14 protein-coding genes are annotated in these 20,205 nt (G+C 47.2%); 6 read left to right on the top strand and 8 right to left on the bottom strand.

The window, feature by feature from the left end:
* Window position 1 precedes the first annotated feature (1 nt).
* The 4 genes from GBK04_RS24980 to GBK04_RS24965 form a co-directional block, all read right to left on the bottom strand.
* Entirely contained in the window at window positions 2-829 is an 828-nt protein-coding gene (locus GBK04_RS24980) for an N-acetylmuramoyl-L-alanine amidase-like domain-containing protein (protein ID WP_152764459.1), read from the bottom strand.
* 6 nt (window positions 830-835) lie between these two features.
* Window positions 836-3,061: a bifunctional alpha,alpha-trehalose-phosphate synthase (UDP-forming)/trehalose-phosphatase gene (locus GBK04_RS24975; RefSeq protein ID WP_152764457.1), complete on the bottom strand. Its 2,226-nt coding sequence runs from the start codon at window positions 3,059-3,061 to the stop codon at window positions 836-838.
* Window positions 3,062-3,313: 252 nt separating this feature from the next.
* Window positions 3,314-4,879, bottom strand: coding sequence for an MFS transporter (locus tag GBK04_RS24970; protein WP_152764455.1), 1,566 nt, complete (start codon window positions 4,877-4,879; stop codon window positions 3,314-3,316).
* A 4-nt stretch (window positions 4,880-4,883) separates the two neighbouring features.
* Window positions 4,884-6,650 carry an alpha-amylase family protein gene (locus tag GBK04_RS24965; RefSeq protein ID WP_152764453.1) on the bottom strand — a complete coding sequence of 589 codons (1,767 nt, stop codon included), beginning with the start codon at window positions 6,648-6,650 and terminating at the stop codon, window positions 4,884-4,886.
* A gap of 164 nt (window positions 6,651-6,814) precedes the next feature.
* On the opposite strand from GBK04_RS24965, the gene GBK04_RS24960 reads away from it, so the two are divergent.
* The 4 genes from GBK04_RS24960 to GBK04_RS24945 all read left to right on the top strand — a co-directional run bounded on the left by GBK04_RS24960 (window position 6,815) and on the right by GBK04_RS24945 (window position 14,371).
* Window positions 6,815-8,740, top strand: a complete 1,926-nt coding sequence (locus GBK04_RS24960) for a glycoside hydrolase family 13 protein (RefSeq protein WP_152764445.1) — start codon at window positions 6,815-6,817, stop codon at window positions 8,738-8,740.
* Window positions 8,741-8,924: 184 nt separating this feature from the next.
* Window positions 8,925-9,581, top strand: a complete 657-nt coding sequence (pgmB, locus tag GBK04_RS24955) for a beta-phosphoglucomutase (protein WP_152764443.1) — start codon at window positions 8,925-8,927, stop codon at window positions 9,579-9,581.
* A 63-nt stretch (window positions 9,582-9,644) separates the two neighbouring features.
* Complete coding sequence (locus GBK04_RS24950; RefSeq protein WP_373331487.1) at window positions 9,645-11,963, top strand: family 65 glycosyl hydrolase domain-containing protein; 2,319 nt, start codon at window positions 9,645-9,647, stop codon at window positions 11,961-11,963.
* Window positions 11,964-12,280: 317 nt separating this feature from the next.
* On the top strand, window positions 12,281-14,371 hold the full coding sequence (locus GBK04_RS24945; RefSeq protein ID WP_373331324.1) for a tetratricopeptide repeat protein: 2,091 nt from the start codon (window positions 12,281-12,283) through the stop codon (window positions 14,369-14,371).
* A gap of 15 nt (window positions 14,372-14,386) precedes the next feature.
* Here GBK04_RS24945 and GBK04_RS24940 read toward each other — a convergent pair whose 3' ends face one another.
* Window positions 14,387-15,235: a TspO-related membrane protein gene (locus tag GBK04_RS24940; protein ID WP_152764439.1), complete on the bottom strand. Its 849-nt coding sequence runs from the start codon at window positions 15,233-15,235 to the stop codon at window positions 14,387-14,389.
* Between the two features lie 285 nt (window positions 15,236-15,520).
* Between GBK04_RS24940 and GBK04_RS24935 the strand changes: the two genes are divergently transcribed.
* Together GBK04_RS24935 and GBK04_RS24930 are read left to right on the top strand one after the other, a co-directional pair.
* A complete protein-coding gene (locus GBK04_RS24935) occupies window positions 15,521-16,189 on the top strand; it encodes a porin family protein (protein WP_373331323.1) in 669 nt (222 codons plus the stop codon).
* Between the two features lie 38 nt (window positions 16,190-16,227).
* Window positions 16,228-16,914: a YiaD family glycine zipper/OmpA-like lipoprotein gene (locus GBK04_RS24930; protein ID WP_152764435.1), complete on the top strand. Its 687-nt coding sequence runs from the start codon at window positions 16,228-16,230 to the stop codon at window positions 16,912-16,914.
* Between the two features lie 86 nt (window positions 16,915-17,000).
* Here the strand turns inward: GBK04_RS24930 and GBK04_RS24925 are convergent, their stop codons facing one another.
* From GBK04_RS24925 to dnaK, 3 genes are read right to left on the bottom strand one after another with little or no spacing between them, the layout of a single operon-like run.
* A complete protein-coding gene (locus tag GBK04_RS24925; protein WP_152764433.1) occupies window positions 17,001-17,822 on the bottom strand; it encodes an SDR family oxidoreductase in 822 nt (273 codons plus the stop codon).
* A complete protein-coding gene (locus tag GBK04_RS24920) occupies window positions 17,819-18,142 on the bottom strand; it encodes a hypothetical protein (RefSeq protein ID WP_373331322.1) in 324 nt (107 codons plus the stop codon). Before GBK04_RS24920 ends, GBK04_RS24925 begins: the two co-directional genes overlap by 4 nt.
* Window positions 18,143-18,197: 55 nt before the next feature.
* The gene (gene dnaK, locus GBK04_RS24915; protein ID WP_152764429.1) at window positions 18,198-20,108 is read right to left on the bottom strand and encodes a molecular chaperone DnaK; all 1,911 of its coding nucleotides are present in this window, start codon (window positions 20,106-20,108) and stop codon (window positions 18,198-18,200) included.
* Between the last annotated feature and the right edge of the window lie 97 nt (window positions 20,109-20,205).

The following is a 20,205-nucleotide window of genomic DNA, read 5'->3' as shown; positions in this document are numbered from 1 at the left end:
CTCAAAAACGATCGTTGAGGCGAAGTACGATAATGCCGCTATGGCGCTTTACCGAATTGAGGTAGTCAGCCAACGGCTCGGCACTTGTGATTACACGTTGGGCAGTTGTAGAGGCATGAACGAGGTAGGCCCGGTCTTTGATTCGTTTGACAATGCCCTGATGATTGCAGTCCAATCCCGGCACCGTAGATGTGATCCCAATGATGTCGCCGTCGGCCAGGCGATTCTCTATGCTCGGTACCGAGGACTTGGGAATGTAGGAGTAGTGCCCATCGTTGAGTCGTAATTCATTTTGCCTGATTTCTCCTAATACTTCATCGGAGGTGATGCCCTGGTAGAGACCGGCATGAGCCGACATGAAATTTATCTCCTTGGTGTACGGTATTCCTCCCAGAGTGTCCGTAATATCGTTCAGAAGACCGCGTTGCTGGTTGTCATTGCGCCAAGATAGAAAATAATGTTGCCGGGAGGGATAGCCAGCAATGGTTCCGTTTACATACCGGAGCTTAGTGAGTTCGGTCAAAAACTGGTCGTAGGAGAGATCTTTCTGACGGGCCAAGGCAAGGGAAACGGCCACATCTACGAGGGTAGTACAGTCCAACGCATCAAAACGGCACACCAATTGCTCATTTGCGTTCCCCTCCAACGTGTGGGCTACATAAGGGGTACCTATAAAGGTTTCGGCCATACGAAGCGTCAATTCAGGTAGGGTACCTGAATCGACTTTCTTCATTTTGGCTCCGAAAACCGCCTTGGGATCATCAACCCGGGAAATAAAACCCGTCAAAGTCAAGGCGGCAATACTTATCCACAGAAACAAACGGCTCATTTGAAATTACGAAAGCGTAAAGGTACTGAGCAACTCCATGACCGCATGCTGATTTTTAATGTGTTTTTTAGCGATCGAGAGGGCGTCACCTACCTTGATGGTGAAAGCTGTATCGGGCAACGTCTCAAACATATCCTCGTCGGTTGTGTCATCGCCCATGGCCAGAATAAAATCATAGTCGTCCAAGTCAACAAATGACTGGGCGGAGGTACCTTTATTGAATGCCGTTTTCTTAACTTCAATGACCATATTACCCTCGATGATTTGCAGATGCATCTCGGGTTGGATGAAGCTTTTAAGCTGCCATGCCAGCTCCTGCGCACGGCGGAGGGCATACTCCTGGTCATCGGCGGTGCGGTAGTGCCAGGCCAGAGAGGTTTCTTTTTCCTCCACAAAAGCCCCCGGACACCGCTTAACATACAGGTCGATGATCGAGCGGATATCATCCTTCCAGTCTTCCTGATAGGCGGGGTTAAGCACCCATTCGCTTTTACCGTGGGTCCGGATCAATGCGCCGTGTTCGGCTACCAGATGAACGGGTAGGTCGCCCAGTACACTTTCCAGAAATGTCCTGTCACGGCCGCTAATAATTACTACGGTGTCACGATGCGCCAGTTCAGCGATAATTGCCTTCACTTCCTCGGTCACGATGGCTTCTGAGGGATTTCGGACTATAGGAACCAGGGTACCATCGTAGTCGAAGAAAAAAATTCTCCTTTTGGCAGTTGTGTACTTTTCGTTGATTTCCTGGATATCATCTTCGGACAGATATTCGTGGCTTAGGCGGTCGTGTTCTTGTTCTATCATGAGCATTTGGGTAAAAAAATCGTTAGTCCATGCAAATACATCGTATTCACGCAAGCGGTGGCGCATGGCTTTCATTCGCTTGCGTTGTTCTTTGGCGGGCATTTCAAGTGCTTTCAATATGGCGTCAGCAATGTCCTGGCTATCGGTGGGATTAATGATCAGGGCTTCGCCAAGCTCGGCGGCAGCTCCGGCCATCTCACTCAGAATGAGTACCCCTAGTTCGTCTTTTCGGCTGGCTACGTACTCTTTACACACAAGATTCATCCCATCCCGCACCGGGGTGATCAGGGCGACATCACTCGCGGTATACATGCCGACCAATTCTTCAAAAGGCATCGAACGGTATTGATAAATAATGGGCTGCCAGTGAATCCTACCATACTTGGCACTGATCCTACCTACCGTTTGGTCGATCTCCGATTTCATGTTCTGGTACTGCTCGATCTGATCCCGGGAAGGTACCACCATCATTATAAAGGAAACCTTTTCGTGCCATTCGTCGTGTTGCTCCAAAAAACGTTCGTAACCTTTCAAACGGTTAAGAAGCCCTTTAGAATAGTCGAGCCGGTCTACCGAGAAAATGATTTTCTTCTTCAGCGGAGCCCGGGCTGCTTTCCTTTCCTTGACTACTTTTTCATCATCATAGGCATCGTTGAATTTGTTGTAATCGATACTGATAGGAAAAGCATCCACCTTGACCAATCGACTGTTTAGATTGACATAATGCATACGATTTCCCTGCCCGATCACCATGCGTACAGCTTTCAGGAAATACTCGACGTAGTCGTTGGTATGAAAACCCACAACATCCGCACCCAACATGCCATCAATGATTGCATCGCGCCAGGTGGTAGGCAGTAAGCGGAAAATCTCGAAGGAGGGAAAAGGAATATGAAAAAAGAAGCCGATTTTGTTGGCAGGAAAACTCTGACGGATCAGGTCAGGCAGCATCATGAGCTGATAATCATGAATCCAGATGACATCATCGGGTTGAATGATGTCTTTCATGGTCTCGTAAAAGAGCAGATTGGCTTCCTGATAGGCTTCAAAAAATTCAGTTTCAAATTTGGCCAGTGAGGGGAAATAATGAAATAAGGGCCAGATGAGGTCATTACAGAAGCCCTCGTAGTAGTTGTCGTTGAGTTCCTGAGAAATAAAGACCGGATGGGCGCGAAAATTTTCATTTTCCAGGGTAACCCCGGCCAATTCCTCTGGTGTATTGTCGGTATAGCCAATCCACTGAATCTTGTCTTCAAATTCGAAGCTGGCGTTTTCACGCCCCTGGGCCAGAGACAAAACCGCAGAAACCAGTCCCCCGGAATTTTGGAACAGGGAGGTACCCTGTTCGTTTTTTAGTATTTTGAAGGGCAGGCGATAGGCTACAATAATCAGTCGTCCTTTTTTTCGGGTAGGTAGTTTTTTCATAGGGAATTCGTTCCGAGTGTGAATGTTTGATCCCGATCAGGAGAAACCTAATCTTTCATAAACGTAACGAATGCGTTAAATTTTCGTGCCGGATGGTGGTATACGACACACTTCTAAGGTAACTAATTTACCTGAAAACTCCCTCCTTTTACCGAAATTGTCCAGAAAGTTACCCTAAAAATAAAAAAGGAGAGGTACCCTTCCCTTCCTAATCACTGGCCATACATGTGAGACCCGGCGCCGCAAAATGTGCTAAAACCCACCCTTCGGGGTATCGTCCCGATCATGGACCCGCAGGCATAACAGGCCCGCTAAAATCATAGAAGCTCCTCCTAATACCAATGCATGAACGGACTCACCACCGAAGAAAAATTTAACCATAAAACCCAGAAGGGCGGCCGCAACGATTTGGGGAATCACAATGAAAAAATTAAAAACCCCCATGTAATAACCCATTTTACCGGCCGGTAACGAGCCCGCCAGCATGGCGTAAGGTACCGACAGGATCGAAGCCCAGGCAATGCCGATACCTACCATCGAAAGCATCAAAAGGTTAGGATCAGTCATGAAATAAATAGAAAGTAGCGCAAGCCCACCCGCTGACAGGCAAATGAGATGGGTGACCCGGCGGCTTGTGTATCGGGCAACCACCGGGATGCCAAAGGCCACCACCGCCGCCACGCCGTTATAAATTCCCATACATAGTCCTACCCAGTCGGCACCGTCGTTGTATAATTTGGAGGTAGTATCCGTGGTACCATACAGGTGACTGGTCACGGCGGGAGTCATGTAAATCCACATGGCAAACAGGGCAAACCAAGAAAAGAACTGAACTACAGCCAATTGTTTCATGGTAGCCGGCATGCTTTCAAAATCGTTCATGATGGTCACGAATCCATTCAGATAAGAACCTGATTTCTGCAATAACCCGCTGATCATAATCAGGATACCGATCAGTACCATTCCTACTGAAAACACGTAAAGTTCTTTGTTCAAGTCTTGGGTTAATAACCACCAAGACAATAAAAGCCCTAATCCTGATACGATAACACCTCGCAGGATTTGCCCCTGACCCCTACGCTGGTAGGCTTCGGAAGGCGTGGCGATAGAAGAGGTGACTGACTCAACTTCTTCGTGATCTGCATAAGCCCGCAGTTCCTCAGGTGAATATTCATTAGATCGCAAAACCGTCCATACCACCGCCGCCAGAAACACCGCTCCACCCAGATAGAACGACCATTTGACCGAATTGGGGATAATGCCCTCCGCGGCCTGGTTGGGTACCCCGAACCAGTTGGTCATAATGTAGGGTAGCGAGGAAGCAATGATCGCCCCGGTTCCAATGAAAAAGCTCTGCATTGCAAAACCCGACGTACGCTGAGCCGAAGGTAGGTTGTCGCCCACAAAAGCCCGAAAAGGCTCCATGGAAATATTGATGGATGCATCCATGATCCAGAGCATTCCGGCCGCAAACCACAGGGTAGGTGAGTTGGGCATTACGAACAGGGCCAATGACGCCAGAATGGCTCCGACCAGAAAGTAGGGGCGCCGTCGCCCCAGCCGGGTCCAGGTACGGTCGCTGAAATAGCCGATAATGGGCTGGATGATCAGGCCCGTCAGCGGAGCCGCTACCCACAGAATGGGAATATCGTCCACATTGGCACCGAGGGTCTCGAATATGCGGCTGACGTTGGCATTCTGTAAGGCAAACCCAAACTGGATACCCAGGAATCCAAAACTCATGTTCCATATTTCCCAGAAACTCAGTTGGGGTTTGGGACGGGATACTACGGAGGATACAGGTACAGCTTGTGCCATGAGTCTAGGGCTGGTAAGTGATTTGAATAATTTTATGGGATACTGGGGGCAGAATGACCGGAAAGCCCTTATTTATGAGGTCATGGCCGGAAAGTTTTGCTTTGAATTCAGTAGTAGGAAAAACCTCTTCAAAATTAATTTCTTTCTGACTATCAATTCCCATCGAATCAATCAAGGCGTGCGAAGGAATTTTGATTCGGGTATGGATAGTTCGGGTTTTGTCAAAATTATACACGCAGATAAACCGTTGGTTAGGAGTGTACCGTAGGTAAGCATACGTTCGGGTTTTATCATAATCCGGGCTTTGACCATCGATATTGGCATACTGTAAATCATAAAACTGTCCGGCATAGATGGCTTCGTTCTGTACCACGAAATGATTGAGATCCTGGTAGTACTGGCGCAGCATCCGCTGGCTCGAATCCAGTTGTTCCCCATCGAATTTCCCTCCATTCATCCATTTTTGAAATTCTTCCACGCCCCAGTAGTCAAAAATGGTGGTTCGGCCGTCGTCACCCTGGAACCCCTCTGGTTTTGTAGGGTTCACTCCTACCTCTTGTCCAAAATAAATCATAATGGGTCCGGTGTGGAGGGTGGCGCTGAGTGTCATGCCGGGTAGCGCCGCGAAGGCATCCTTGGCAAAAAAAGCAGAAGCAATCCGTTGCTCATCGTGATTTTCCAGGAATCTCAGCATGTGTTCGGAAATATCACCCGATTCCCGCTGCCACACGCGGCTGATGTCCTCGGCCGTACCGTGGCCTTCAATCAGTGGACGCAGGGTATTATAAAGACCTACCTTGTCGTAGAGGTAGGTGAATTTTCCCGTTTTGATGTAATTATGATATTCATCAGGATTATAGATTTCCGCGATGAAAACAATATCGGGATTTACTTCCTCAATCTCTGGAATAACCCAACCCCAGAATTCCACCGGTACCATCTCGGCCATGTCACACCGGAACCCATCTACCCCTTTCTGAGTCCAGAAAAGCAGAATGTCCCGCATCTTGAGCCAGGTGGAGGGCAAAGGATCGAAACGCTTAGCGTGGCCGTTGAGGTAGTCGACCCCATAGTTGAGCTTAATGGTTTCATACCAGTCATTGATGGTAGGCCGGGCGTTGAAAACATCGTTTCCGGTCACTTTCGCAGGGTACTCCCGGTAGGGCTCGGGGGTAGGTACTGGCGAACGTATTCCTTCGGGCGAATGGAATTCCTGATTTGGGAGGTAGTAGAAATTGTTTTGCTGGTCAAAAACTACGGACGTTTTATCCCCCTCTCCAAAGTCCCTCACTCCGGCGGGCTTCTTGTCGGAGGCATATTGCCGCGCTACGTGGTTGGGAATGAAATCAATAATTACCTTCAGGTCGGCGTCGTGGGTGCGTTGTACCAGGGCTTCGAACTCCTCCATCCGTTTATCCACGTCCACCGCCAGGTCGGGATCAATGTCGTAATAATCCTTGATCGCGTAGGGGGAGCCCGCCCTTCCTTTCACAACCTGCGGGTTATCGCGTTTGATGCCAAACTCAGAATAGTCGGTCATGGTGGCGTGTTCGATCACGCCCGTATACCATACGTGCGAAACTCCGAATTCCTTCAATGCGGCCAGAGCCGTGGGAGTGATGTCGGTAAACTTGCCAACCCCGTTTTCATCCCGGGTACCGTAGAAGGTATTGGTTGTATTTTTATTGCCAAATAGTCGGGTGAATATCTGGTAAATAACCAGTTTGTCTTTATTCTCTGCCGAAGCTGCCATATTTCTTTTTTCGCTCATTGTAGTACAGGCTGCCAAAAAAGCAATAAAAAATGAAAGAAGCAGTATCTGAGTACTAAATGACATCGGGGCCGGGATAATTTAATCAAATGTAAAGAGGATATATTTACGATAAAATAGTCAGATTACGTTAATTTGGCTTTTTAACTCCCAACTCAATTTGTATGAATCGTAGCACTACGTACCGTTTGTTTGTCCTTCTTTTCCTTAGTTTCTTGTCCAGAACACCGACCTGGTCACAATCCGTAACGGTGGACCGGATTGAACCACTCAACTGGTGGGTAGGTATGAAAGATCCACGTTTGCAATTGATAATGCATGGGAAAAATATTTCGGGTTCGAGCGTGGATATTGCCTATCCCGGGGTTAAAATAGAGCGGGTGAGCAAAGTAGAAAACCCAAATTATCTTTTTGTGGATTTGACACTTTCGCCCGATTGTCGGGCGGGTACTTTATCCATCCAACTTTATCAGGATGTCGAAACCCGTAAAGGAAGGCGTAAGGACACGACGCAACGCATCGCGAAAAGCTACACGTACGAACTGAAGGCACGGACGGATTTTGTAAAAGCCCAGGGAGTGGATGCCTCTGATTTTATTTACTTGTTGATGCCCGACCGATTCTCAAATGGCGACCCTTCCAACGACAAGTTTGCCGATATGGCCGATACCCAAGCTGACCGGGCTAATCCATTTCTGCGGCATGGAGGTGATTTGCAAGGGATAATCAATCATCTCGATTATTTCAAGGAGTTGGGAGTAACGGCCCTGTGGCTTACCCCAGTTTTGGAAAATGACCAACCCCTTACCAACGAAGGGGGTACCCTGCGCTCGGCCTACCACGGATATGGGTTTACTGACCATTACCAGGTTGACAAACGGTTTGGAGGAAACGCCCTTTACAAAAAGTTTGTGGAAGCTGCTCACGCCAATGGCCTGAAAGTAATACAGGATGCAGTGTATAATCATGTAGGAATTAACCATTGGCTGATCAGGGATCTGCCCGCCAAGGATTGGTTGCATCAGTGGCCTACCTACACCAATACTTCATACAAAGACCAGCCCCTGGTAGATCCTTACGCTTCCCGGATTGACCGTGAAGTGACCTCCAATGGTTGGTTTGTGCCTTTTTTGCCCGATTTGAACCAGGATAATCCCTACGTGGCCAATTATTTGCTGCAACATGCGCTATGGACGGTGGAGTACTTCGGTATCGATGCCTGGCGGGTGGATACGTATATCTACAATAATCTGGAATTCATGAACCGGCTCAACGCCGCGCTGCTCGAGGAGTACCCCAAAATCCATATTTATGGCGAAAGCTGGGTAAACAGTGTGCCTAATCAAGCCTATTTTCAGCGCAATACAATCAATGTACCCTTCAAAAGCAATCTGCCGGGTGGCTGCGACTTTCAGCTTCAGTTTGCGATCAATGATGCGTTGAACCAAAAACCCGGTTGGAATGAAGGGGTACAGCGGATTTACCAGGTGCTAGGGCAGGACTATCTGTATGAAGATCCGAGCCGAAATGTTGTTTTCCTGGATAATCACGATATGGACCGCTATTTATCGGTCATTGGGGATAACCTCCAGAAATACCGGATGGGCCTGATCTGGCTGCTCACCACCCGGGGTATCCCACAAATGTACTATGGTACCGAAATTCTGATGAAGAACTTTAAAAATCCATCCGACGCGGAAGTGCGCCGTGACTTTCCTGGAGGCTTTCCGGGCGACCGGGAGAATAAATTTATCGCTTCGGGACGGAATCAAGCCGAAAATGAAGCGTTTGATTTTGTAAAGAAGCTGGCCAATTACCGGAAAGGTACCCCCGCCCTGAATAGTGGCATGCTCATGCAATATACGCCAGTGGATGGCGTGTACGTCTATTTTCGTTACAACGACCAAAAGACTATCATGGTCGTGATGAATGCCAATGAACAGGATTATTCCCTCAAGACCGGCCGTTTTGCCGAGCGGATCGGCAATGCCACCCAGGGACGTAATATACTTACCGATCAAATGCAGGATCTGACCCGTGAGGTACCTTTGGCCGCCCGTACGGCGTATGTCTTTGAGTTGCTTCCCTAATTCGGACAATTAAACTTTTCTAATAAAAAATAAGGCTCTTGATGGAAAAAGTGGCAATGTCGGGCATTTTTAGCCTGATTTTTGCACTGTAACCAAAGAAATTAAGGACCTTGTCATTCGTTTGTGTCGATGCGGGTGGCCGCATCGACACAAACGAATGACGATCAATCAATCCCACGAATGCATGTCACAACTGAAAGCCTGCCTGTTTGATCTGGATGGCGTTGTAGTCGATACTGCCCAGTTTCATTATGCGGCCTGGAAATCGTTAGCCAATCAATTGGGCTTCGATCTTACCCCAGAACAAAACGAGCAACTTAAAGGCGTCAGCCGAATGGAGTCTCTGGATATCATTCTTGAAATCGGAAATGTGAAGCTGGATGAAGGTACCAAACAACGTATGGCAGCCGAAAAAAACCAGCATTATCTGGAATTGTGCCAGCAGATGACCCCCGAAGATGTCCTGCCCGGAGTACGCGACTTTATGGATCAGTTGGTTGCTGCTTCCATAAAAATTGGATTGGGATCGGCCAGTAAAAATGCGCGCCTGATTTTAGCCCACATCAACATGCTGGATCGCTTTGCAACCATCGTCGATGGTACCCGCATTACGAAGGGCAAGCCTGATCCCGAAACTTTTCTGCTGGGCGCGCAGGATTTGGGCGTGGAGCCTACCGACTGTGTGGTGTTTGAAGACGCCGTGGCGGGTATCCAAGCGGCCAAAAATGGCGGTATGGTAGCCGTTGGGGTAGGTGATCCCGCGGTCCTGGCGGGCTCCAATCTTGTGATTACCGGTTTTGAAGATCTTTCCCTGGCTACCATTCAGTACCTGTTTGAATAATTAAGTACCCCACCCCGGTGGGTACCCTACCTCTATTATTATAAATACACACATGAAAAATACATAGTTCCTGACGAATGGAGCATCATTGAAGATAGCTTCCATCCTGAATATAATGAGATTACGGAAAGCCTGATGAGCCTAGGCAACGGTCGCATGGGTCAACGGGGTAATTTTGAAGAAACTTACACCGGAAAATCACTCCTTGGGAATTATGTGGCCGGCGTTTATTTCCCCGATAAAACCCGTGTGGGCTGGTGGAAAAATGGGTACCCTGCTTATTTCGCTAAAGTCATCAATGCCTGCAATTGGATTGGGATTCAGGTAGAGGTCGAAGGCCAATTGCTGGATTTGTATACCTGCCGGATCGAAGCATTTCGGCGGGTGCTGGACATGAAGCGCGGGGTACTGGAACGGGAATGTACCGTGGAAATGCCCACCGGAAACCGACTCACTATTCGCAGCCAGCGGTTTTGTAATATGGTTGATGACGAATCGGGTGCCATCAGATATACAATCCAGCCCCTCAATTTTAATGGACAAATTACCATTACACCGTATCTGGACGGGAACATCAGGAATCGTGATGCTAACTACGATGAAACATTCTGGAATGAAATTCAGAAAGAAACTTCGTTTGCTCAGGGAATCCTGGTCCTGGAAACCAAACCCAATCCGTATGGGGTGGAACAGTTTCAGGTGGCAACCGGTATGCGTTTCGATATAACGGTAAATGGCAAGAGGCTCGATTTCCATTCGCACCCAATTCGGAATGAGAAATATGTGGCGGGTAAGGTACCCCTTAAGCTGAATGAGAGGGATGAACTTACGGTATACAAGTATGCCACCAACCTGTCGTCCTCTAACCATTCGGCGGGAGAGCTGATCCCCCTGACTAAGGCCTACCTTGAGCGAATCACAAAGAAAGGCTACGATGTCTTGTATCATGAACATACACAGGCCTGGGCTGAAAAATGGGAACGCAACGATATCGAAATCAAGGGCGATCTGGAAGCTCAACAGGGTATACGTTTCAATATATTTCACCTGCAACAAACCTATACTGGTGAAGACGAAACCTTGAATATCGGCCCAAAGGGCTTTACCGGTGAAAAGTACGGTGGGGTAACCTATTGGGATACCGAGGCCTATTGCATCCCCTTTTACCTGTCGGCCTCCGGGCAGCAGGTGGCACGTAACCTGTTGATTTATCGGTACCGGCAGTTGGGGAAAGCCATTGAAAATGCCGAAAAACTCGGATTCAGCGGTGGCGCGGCCCTTTATCCCATGGTAACCATGAACGGGGAGGAATGCCATAACGAATGGGAAATCACCTTTGAGGAAATACACCGGAATGGAGCCATCGCCTACGCCATCTATGACTACATCCGCTACACGGGCGACGAAGCCTACCTGAGTGAGTACGGCCTGGAAGTGCTGATCGCCATTTCACGGTTCTGGCGGCAGCGGATCAACTGGTCGGAACATAAAAAGAAGTATGTGATGCTGGGGGTCACGGGCCCAAACGAGTACGAAAACAACGTCAATAACAACTGGTATACCAATTATATTGCCGCCTGGACACTCCGGTATACCTTGTATGCGATCGAATATGTTCAGAAAAATGGAGATGCCACTTCGATTTTTTCAAAAATCAACTTCGATTCTGAATCCGAACCTTCTGCCTGGCAAAAAATAATTGATGGCCTGCACTTTCCTTACGATGAGGTTCGTGACGTGTTCCTGCAACAGGACGGGTTTCTGGATAAGGAGCTCCTCACCGTGGATCAAATCTCGGAGCATCGACCCATCAACCAGAAGTGGTCTTGGGACCGGATTCTGCGGTCTTGTTTCATCAAGCAAGCGGATGTGTTGCAGGGGCTTTATTTTTTCGAGGATGATTTTGACCTGGGTACCCTGCAACGGAATTTTGATTTTTACGAACCTATGACCGTCCATGAGTCTTCTCTGTCGCCCTGCGTACATTCCATTTTGGCGTCCCGGTTGGGTATGAAAGCGAAGGCCTATGAGATGTACCTTCGGACCGCCCGTCTCGATCTGGACGATTATAATAACGACACCGAAGACGGCCTTCATATCACGTCCATGGCGGGTACCTGGATGAGCGTTGTGAAAGGTTTTGCGGGCCAACGCGTTCAGGATGGGGTACTTGTACTCGATCCTTATCTACCTGCTTCCTGGGAGTCCTATTCGTTTCGAATCGGTTTTCGAGGAGTTACGCTTACGATCTCGGTAGATAGGGATTCGATACGTCTTGTCAATCCGTCGGACCAGTCTGTCGCCTTGAAGATAAAGGGTACCCAAGAGGATTTTGTGGGTGAAAAAGTCTTAAATCTGATAGATCAGGAAATTGTACGATAGAGAATTTCCTGAATTACAGTACATTGTAGGGTACCATGTCAGTAAGATCGGAATTCTAAGGGTAAGATTTTGAACTTCTACCTAAACGGACTGATTCGAATACGAACATACACTAAGATGAGCAAAATACTACTGAAATGAAAAGGGGATGGGTAGTGGTGCTTATGTTGTTTGGCCATATGATGTCAAATTCCGTTCAAGGGCAGAATTTCAGGGAATGTCAGCGTCAATTTGAAACGCTCCTTCGTTTTTTTAACCAGTCTTTTGAAGAAAATAACCCCCAACTTATTCGTTCGGCCGAGTACCGAACCCATTTAATGGCGCTTCAAAAGGCTTATCAGACGTACGACAAAGCCTATTACAATTCCAATGATTCGCTTCAAAAGGCAACCAACGAGGCTTTGCTGAATGTCTTGGCGGGAAACTATGGTAAAGCTCTTCATTTGATGCAATCAATCGACACGGTTAGCACCCAAACTGGCTACTATCTGGGATTGATCCATTTGCTCAATCAAAACTACACAGAAGCTCAACCCTTTTTTGAAGCAGCCCAAGCAGGTAAATGGGCTAGCCTGAATGAAATGGTGGCGCTGGGCAAGGCTGGTAAAATCAACGAGGGAATACAACTTGGACAGAATGCATCCCACAAGGCTACCCAGGGAAAATGGAACTACAACGTAGGACTATTATATAAAAAGAATCAGCAGGACGATGCTTCCGTGGATGAATTGTCATCGGCCATCCGGCAGAATGACCTGATGGCCTATCGCATGCTTCGCGGAGATGTTCTGATGAAACAGAGTCAATCGAAACGTGCCGTGGCTGATTTTGAGAAGGTAGCCAAGCGTCACCCCAAAGCCCAAATCAGATATGCCAATGCCCTGGTCGATTTGAAACGGTATACCGAAGCACAACACTATTTTGAGCAGTATCTGGAAAGCGACCACCGTTTGTTTAGGAAAGATGCCCTCCTGGGATTGGGACACACCTATTACGGATTGAACCAAATGGAAACCGCACAAAAATATTACCGATTGGCGGCCCCCTTGTACAAAAAGAATCCCGTGGCGCTGTGTGGACAGGCTAATGTGCTGGTCACCAAGCACGAATATGAGAGAGCACAAACAATCTACAACCGCATTCTGACAAACGACAGTACCTACCTTTCGGCTCGGTTGGGTAGAGGGATAACCTACTATGGACAAGGTAAATACGAACTGGCGCTACAGGATTTTGCCCGGGCAAGTTCTTTATTCGATGGTACGGATCGCACTTTGGCCGATATTTTCGTTTGCCGCGCCTATGCCAACTATTACACCCACAACGCCACCAAATCTATGCCCGATTTTGAAACGGCGGTACGGCTCGATGGTGCACGTTATGAAGCTTTGGCGGGAATCAGTGGCATTTTGATTGATCAAAAGAATTTTCCCCAGGCAGGGCGTTATCTGAGTCGTGCATTGAATTTAGAAAAAAGTTACGATAAGATGTGGAGTAATTATGGTAACCTCTTATTGCACTTCGATATGTTCGGCAAGGGGTACGATGTATTTAAAAAGGCCATTGCTCTGAATCCCGCCAACCTCAAAGCTCAGAATGGCTGGGGAGTGGTATTACTGGAAAATGATAGACTCGACCAGGCCAAGGTATTGTTTGACAGCCTGGTACGTGCCAACCCCAACGTTCCGTATCTGATTAATAATCGGGGGATTGTAAATGCTTACCACGGCAACCGCTACGAACAAAAAAGAGATCCCGATGCGGCCAATGCACAGTATCAATTAGCCTACAATGATTTCAAAATGGCGATGGACGTAGCGCCAAGCCGAAAATTCTATAATGTTAATCAGGGAAATGTGTACCGGTTTTGGGAGCAATACGATGAAGCTAAGTTGAGCTATAAAGCATATCAGGATAAAAGCGCCCTGAACAATACGGCGGTTCTGTATGCAGGTCAGGATAATTTTAAGGATGCAAAGTATTATCTGGAAACGGCTCTACAGATAGATTCGTCACACCACGTTTTTCAGTTTAACATGAATCTGCTTATGAAAGGTAAGCAGAAAGAATTTGCCCGCTCATTGGCACGAGCGGTGGCTTCCGCTGATGGTACTGAAGGGATGTTTTCGGATATTGGCATTAAATACAGCCGCGACGGATTTGTGACCATCTATTTGTATGATTATGAGTATGATACACTTCATTTCCCTGGCCGACATTATTTACCCCTTCCTGTCGCGGAATATGAAGAAGAGTTTTTCATACCTGAGTATGACTTTAAACTGATGCCTTATTCCGATAAAAAGAAGACGGAGCCAAAAAAGAAAAGCCCTAATTACAAATCCCAAAAGGTCAGACTTAAAGGAAGTAATCGCCGCTCGGGTACCCGCTGCCCTGTATTTAGATGAAAAGATGGTGAACGTTTACTGATAAAGGTTAGAAGGCTCGGGGTAGGTCACTTGCTGAGATTTGAAATCCCTGGTCAGTGCTACTAGGCCATAGACAAAAAGCAGGAGCGCGGCCACACCCGCTACAAAAACGATAGAATAATAGATCGGCTCCTGGCCAAGTCGCTTGGAAATAATTCCCCCAAATGCCCACACAACCGCTAAGGCCAAGTAGCCATTGTGCAGGCGGGAAGCGGCAATAAAAGCAATTATACCTCCAATGGCGATCATTAAAACCGCCCAGGTATCATCTTCCAAACCACCATTCCAGCCTATTCCTGTCAGCCAAGTGGTCACATTGGCAATGGTCGCTACGCATATCCAACCCAAATATACCCCAAAGGGCGCCTTGGTTACGAACCTTTCCCCAGGGTTTAGGAAATCCGAGCCGTTATAAATTCCAAAATTTACCACCAAAAGGGAAAACAGAAGTACAAGCATGATTGCTACCGAGACGGGTACCAGTTCGTAATGCCAGGCCACGATCCAGCTGGCATTGAGCAATGAGGATGCGAAATACCAGACTCCAATCTTTTGTACCATAGTATTGACCCGACTGGCTTTTGCACTGAATAAAGTGCTAGCCTGATAAATCGTAAAAATCAGCAATAGAATATAGATCACTCCCCATATCGAAAATGTAGCACCAGAGGGTACGAACAGATTCGGATATTGATCTGACAATTCACCCGTTGTCTTGCCATTTAACGGTAAGTAATTGGCGAGGAAATTGAGAGTAAGCATAATGAAAAAGCCAATAATATTCAGCACCTGCCAGGTTTTGATAGAAGCGCTAAGGGCGGTCGGAATTAGTTTTGAGTCCATGATGATATAGCTTTATTTACTTGAAACGGTCAATAAGAAAGGTATACCATTTCCAGTTTACCTCTCTTATTTGTGTGCAGCAACTCAGGGCCGTGCTTAGTGAGGAGATTTTTCTACGAGGTTGAGAGATTTAAGGTGATTGCTGAAATCATCTCATTGAAATGCCAAATTGTTCATTTTGAATGGCTCTAGCCTATCAAATCCTTTTAACTGCACCTTTTGTAAAAGGTACTATTGGGTGGTATGACAATTTTGGTGCCGTTTATGTATCAAATTCAGTATTTTATGAAAACCAGGAAGATTATTTTGGCTGCGTTCGCCGTACTTATGACGTTTTCTTTGTCCTTTGGGCAAAGTCGTAACTTTAAATTCGGGGTAAAAGGTGGGGCTAATTTATCAAATTTACGAGGCGACGATGTGGTCGCGACTAACGATCCCTCAATTCGTATCGGGAATGCCGATGCTCGCCTGACGGGCTTTGTAGGTGGGGTATTTGTCCGGTTTGGAAGCAGCATTTTCATTCAACCTGAACTTCTCCTATCGCAAAAAGGAGGAGCGTTCAATGTTTTTCGTAGCGGGGTAGGAAATGAGCAGAATACGGTCAATGTCCGATTTACCAATCTGGATGTGCCGTTTATGCTGGGTATACGAATCGGCGATGTGTTGCGTATTAATGCCGGCCCCATTGCTTCGTTGCGTTTATCCGAAAACGGAGGATTACGTGATGCTTTGAACGATGTGGGGGCTACAAGTGTGAAAGATAATTTCAATCAGGCTGCTTTGGGATATCAGGCCGGCGTGGGTTTCGATATTGGGAATCTGAGCCTGGATCTCCGTTATGAAGGCAACGTGACTAATATTGTTGATGTAAATACCAACAACTCCAACTTCAATTCTCAACTCAAAAGAAAAGGTAGCTTATACCAGGCCACCATTGGATTTGCCATATTTTGATAGGGTTTTCCAAAAGTTTGTACGTAAAACCGAACATTATGAAAAAATCAACAGCCATCCTGGCTACTTTGGTGTTGTGCACACCAGTATTAGAAGGATGTAAGAATAGCAAACTGTCCAATCAGGAGAAGGGTGCCATCATTGGGTTTGGAACCGGGGCCGCTGCTGGAGCCGTAATTGGCAAGAAATCGGGTAATACGGCCGTTGGTACCATCATCGGAGCTGCTGTCGGGGGTACCGCAGGCACGCTCATTGGAATATATATGGATAAACAAGCCCGGGAGTTGGAGCAAAAAGTGGAAAATGCCAAAGTTGAGCGCATTGGAGAAGGGATCAAAGTCACCTTTGATTCAGGCTTGCTTTTTGGATTCGATTCATACCAAATTTCCGATGCTACCCGTAAAAATCTGGATAATATGGCTGAGGTGATGAAAGATTATGATGAAACCGACATCTTGATTGAAGGTCATACCGATAATGTAGGCGAAGCTGACTATAACCAGAAACTATCGGTCAATCGAGCTGAGTCGGTAGCAGATTATCTGCATCAGCATAATGTCAAACGTAATCGATTAGTTACCAAAGGATATGGAGAGAGCCAACCCGTAGCAAGTAATGCGGATGCCAGTGGACAGAAACTCAATCGACGGGTGGAAGTAGTAATTACTGCCAACGAAAAATTGAAAAAGAATGTGCAAAAAGAAGTAGAGAAGCAAAAAACCTGAATATTATTTCCAAAGCAATCACAAAAGACAAAGGGGCCAGAAATGGCCCCTTTGTCTTTTGTGATTGTATATGCAAAATCTGAATTTCATCCATTATCTGCGAATTCGGGATACAGCGTCATTCCTCCGTCAATATAGAGAGTTTCACCATTGACATAGTCTGAATCGTCCGAGGCCAGCCAGGCCACGGCCTTGGCTACATCCTCGGGGGTACCTATGCGGCGATAGGGAATTAAATGCATCAGTTCCTCCATTTTTGCTTCATCTGACCACACTGCCTTATTGATCGTAGTGCGGATCGCTCCTGGACTGACGGAGTTGATACGTATCTTATAGGGAGCCAGTTCCTGTGAAATCGAACGCATTAGCATCATGATACCACCTTTGGATGACGCATAGTTGACATGTCCTGCCCAGGGAATAATATCATGTACTGAACTCATCATGACAATTTTGCCAATTGATTGAGTAGCTGTTTCTTTGGGATTCGATTGGGCCTGTTTGACAAATTGCCGGGCTGCTTCACGGGTGCAGATAAACTGTCCCGTCAGATTCACATCGATTACTTTTTGCCATTGTTTCAGCGACATATCCAAAAAAGGTGCGTCTACCTGTAAACCGGCATTACTCACCAGTACATCGAGCCGGCCAAACTTGGAAATTGTTTGCTCGAAGAGAAATAAGACGTCTTCCTCTTTGCTTACATCCGCTTGCACCACAATTCCGTCACCTCCTTTGGCGATAATCTGCTGCAGCGTTTCATTGGCTTCATCTTCGCTGCTATGGTAGTTAACCACCACATGGGCTCCCAAACTCCCAAAATGTACCGCACAAGCTTGCCCAATTCCCGACGAGGAACCCGTAACGATAACTACCTGTCCCTTAAAATCCTGGGCTGAACTACTCATAAGTTTTCTTTATCGGCTGATTTCAACCGTTTCCAGACGGTTCGGTTGACGCTTTTTACCGCCCAATCTTTAGCTTGTAAAATAGCAAGACGAATGGCATCTTTTGGGCTCAACTGATCAGAGGTAATTAGCTGTTGGGCCAGCATGATTGCCCGCTCCCGCGTGGTTGGAGAAAGATAGGCTAATTCAGGAGAATTCAGGTATTGATTCATATAGCTTTTTCGATTGTTGATTTGAGGGAATTTCTTAAAAAACAGTACCAGCTTTGTATTCAGAAACAGGTTGGCGCGAGGACCGAAAAATAGGGTAGGATCGAACAATCAGGTAAAAAAAATCCCCACCCGCCTGGAGTGGGGATTTTTCACTGCGAGGAATTTATTTCACCTCTTCAAAATTCACATCGGTTACGTCCTCACTTCCTGATTCGCTTGTGGCGTTATTGGAAGGTGAACCATCAGTTGGTGGAACGCCAGCATCAGGCCCAGCGGAGTACATTTCCTGAGAGGCGGCCTGCCAGGCGGCATTGAGCTTTTCCATAGCGACGTCAATGCTAGCTACATCCTTGCTTTGGTGAGCCGTCCGAAGATCGTTCAGCGCGGATTCAATACCCGCTTTGTTGTCTGCCGAAAGCTTATCGCCGTATTCTTTCAATTGCTTCTCGGTGGAGAAGATCAAAGTATCAGCGGCGTTCACTTTATCGATTTTCTCACGCTCAGCTTTGTCCGACTCTTCGTTGGCTTTAGCTTCCTGCCGCATTTTTTCAATTTCTGCGTCTGTCAATCCGCTGGAAGCCTCAATCCGTATTTTCTGTTCTTTACCGGTACCTTTGTCACGGGCCGAAACATTCAGAATACCATTGGCATCCACATCGAACGTTACTTCAACCTGAGGTACCCCCCGTGGTGCGGGTGGAATGCCGTCGAGGTGGAACCGGCCCAGAGTTCGGTTTTGGTTGGCTAAAGGCCGCTCACCTTGCAAGACGTGAATTTCCACCGAAGGCTGATTGTCAGCAGCGGTCGAGAAGGTTTCGGTTTTCTTTGACGGAATGGTCGTATTGGACTCGATCAGTTTAGTGAACACACTTCCCAGAGTTTCGATACCCAACGAAAGGGGAATCACGTCCAGGAGCAGCACGTCTTTTACTTCACCCGTCAATACGCCCCCCTGAATAGCAGCGCCTACGGCAACGGCTTCATCAGGGTTTACGTTTTTGGAAGGTTTTTTACCGAAGAATTTCTCAACTTCCTCCTGCACTTTCGGAATCCGGGTAGATCCACCCACCAGAATCACTTCGTCGATGTCTTTATTGCTCAAGCCGGCATTTTTCATGGCTTTGCGGCAGGGCTCCATCATTCTTTGGAAGAGCGAATCGGCCAATTGCTCAAACTTCGAACGGGTCAAAGTCCGCACAAGGTGCTTGGGAATCCCATTGATCGGGAAGATATAGGGTAAGTTGATTTCAGTCTGAGTAGAGCTTGAAAGTTCAACTTTGGCTTTTTCGGCGGCTTCTTTCAATCGCTGCAAAGCCATTGGGTCCTGCGTCAGGTCAATACCTTCATCTTTTTTAAATTCTTCAGCCAACCAGTTGATAATAACCTGATCGAAGTCGTCACCACCCAGATGAGTATCACCGTCGGTAGCTTTTACTTCAAAAACGCCATCACCCAGTTCCAGGATCGAGATATCAAAGGTACCCCCACCCAAGTCGAATACAGCGATTTTCATATCGTGGTCCTGCTTGTCGAGTCCGTAAGCCAGCGCAGCTGCGGTAGGCTCATTGATGATGCGTTTCACATCCAGTCCCGCAATCTGACCAGCCTCTTTGGTAGCCTGACGCTCGGCGTCGTTAAAATAAGCAGGTACCGTAATAACCGCCTCCTTAACTTCCTGACCAAGGTAATCCTCGGCCGTTTGCTTCATCTTTTGCAGAATCAGCGCCGAGATTTCTTGCGGAGTATACTGCCGATCGCCAATCCGCACCCGAGGCGTATTATTAGGGCCCTTCTCTACATCGTAGGCCACGGTTTTCATTTCATTCGAGACCTCAGCGAAGCGCTTACCCATGAAACGCTTGATGGAGCTAATGGTGTGCTTGGGATTCGTAATCGCCTGACGTTTGGCCGGGGCTCCTACTTTACGTTCGCCGTTGCCATTGTCCATAAACGCCACCACAGAGGGAGTGGTACGCGCGCCCTCGCTGTTCGCAATCACAACGGGCTCATTGCCCTCCATGACAGCTACACAGGAATTGGTTGTTCCTAGGTCTATGCCAATAATTTTTCCCATTTTTATTTATAGTTTACTGTTACGATTTAATTCTGTTCAATAAGCCTAAAAGCTTATACCAAACTGTTTGATTGGACAGGACTCTGACAAATTGACA

Source organism: Salmonirosea aquatica (assembly GCF_009296315.1).
Classification (GTDB): domain Bacteria; phylum Bacteroidota; class Bacteroidia; order Cytophagales; family Spirosomataceae; genus Salmonirosea; species Salmonirosea aquatica.
This window is presented reverse-complemented; position numbering and strand designations above follow the sequence as displayed.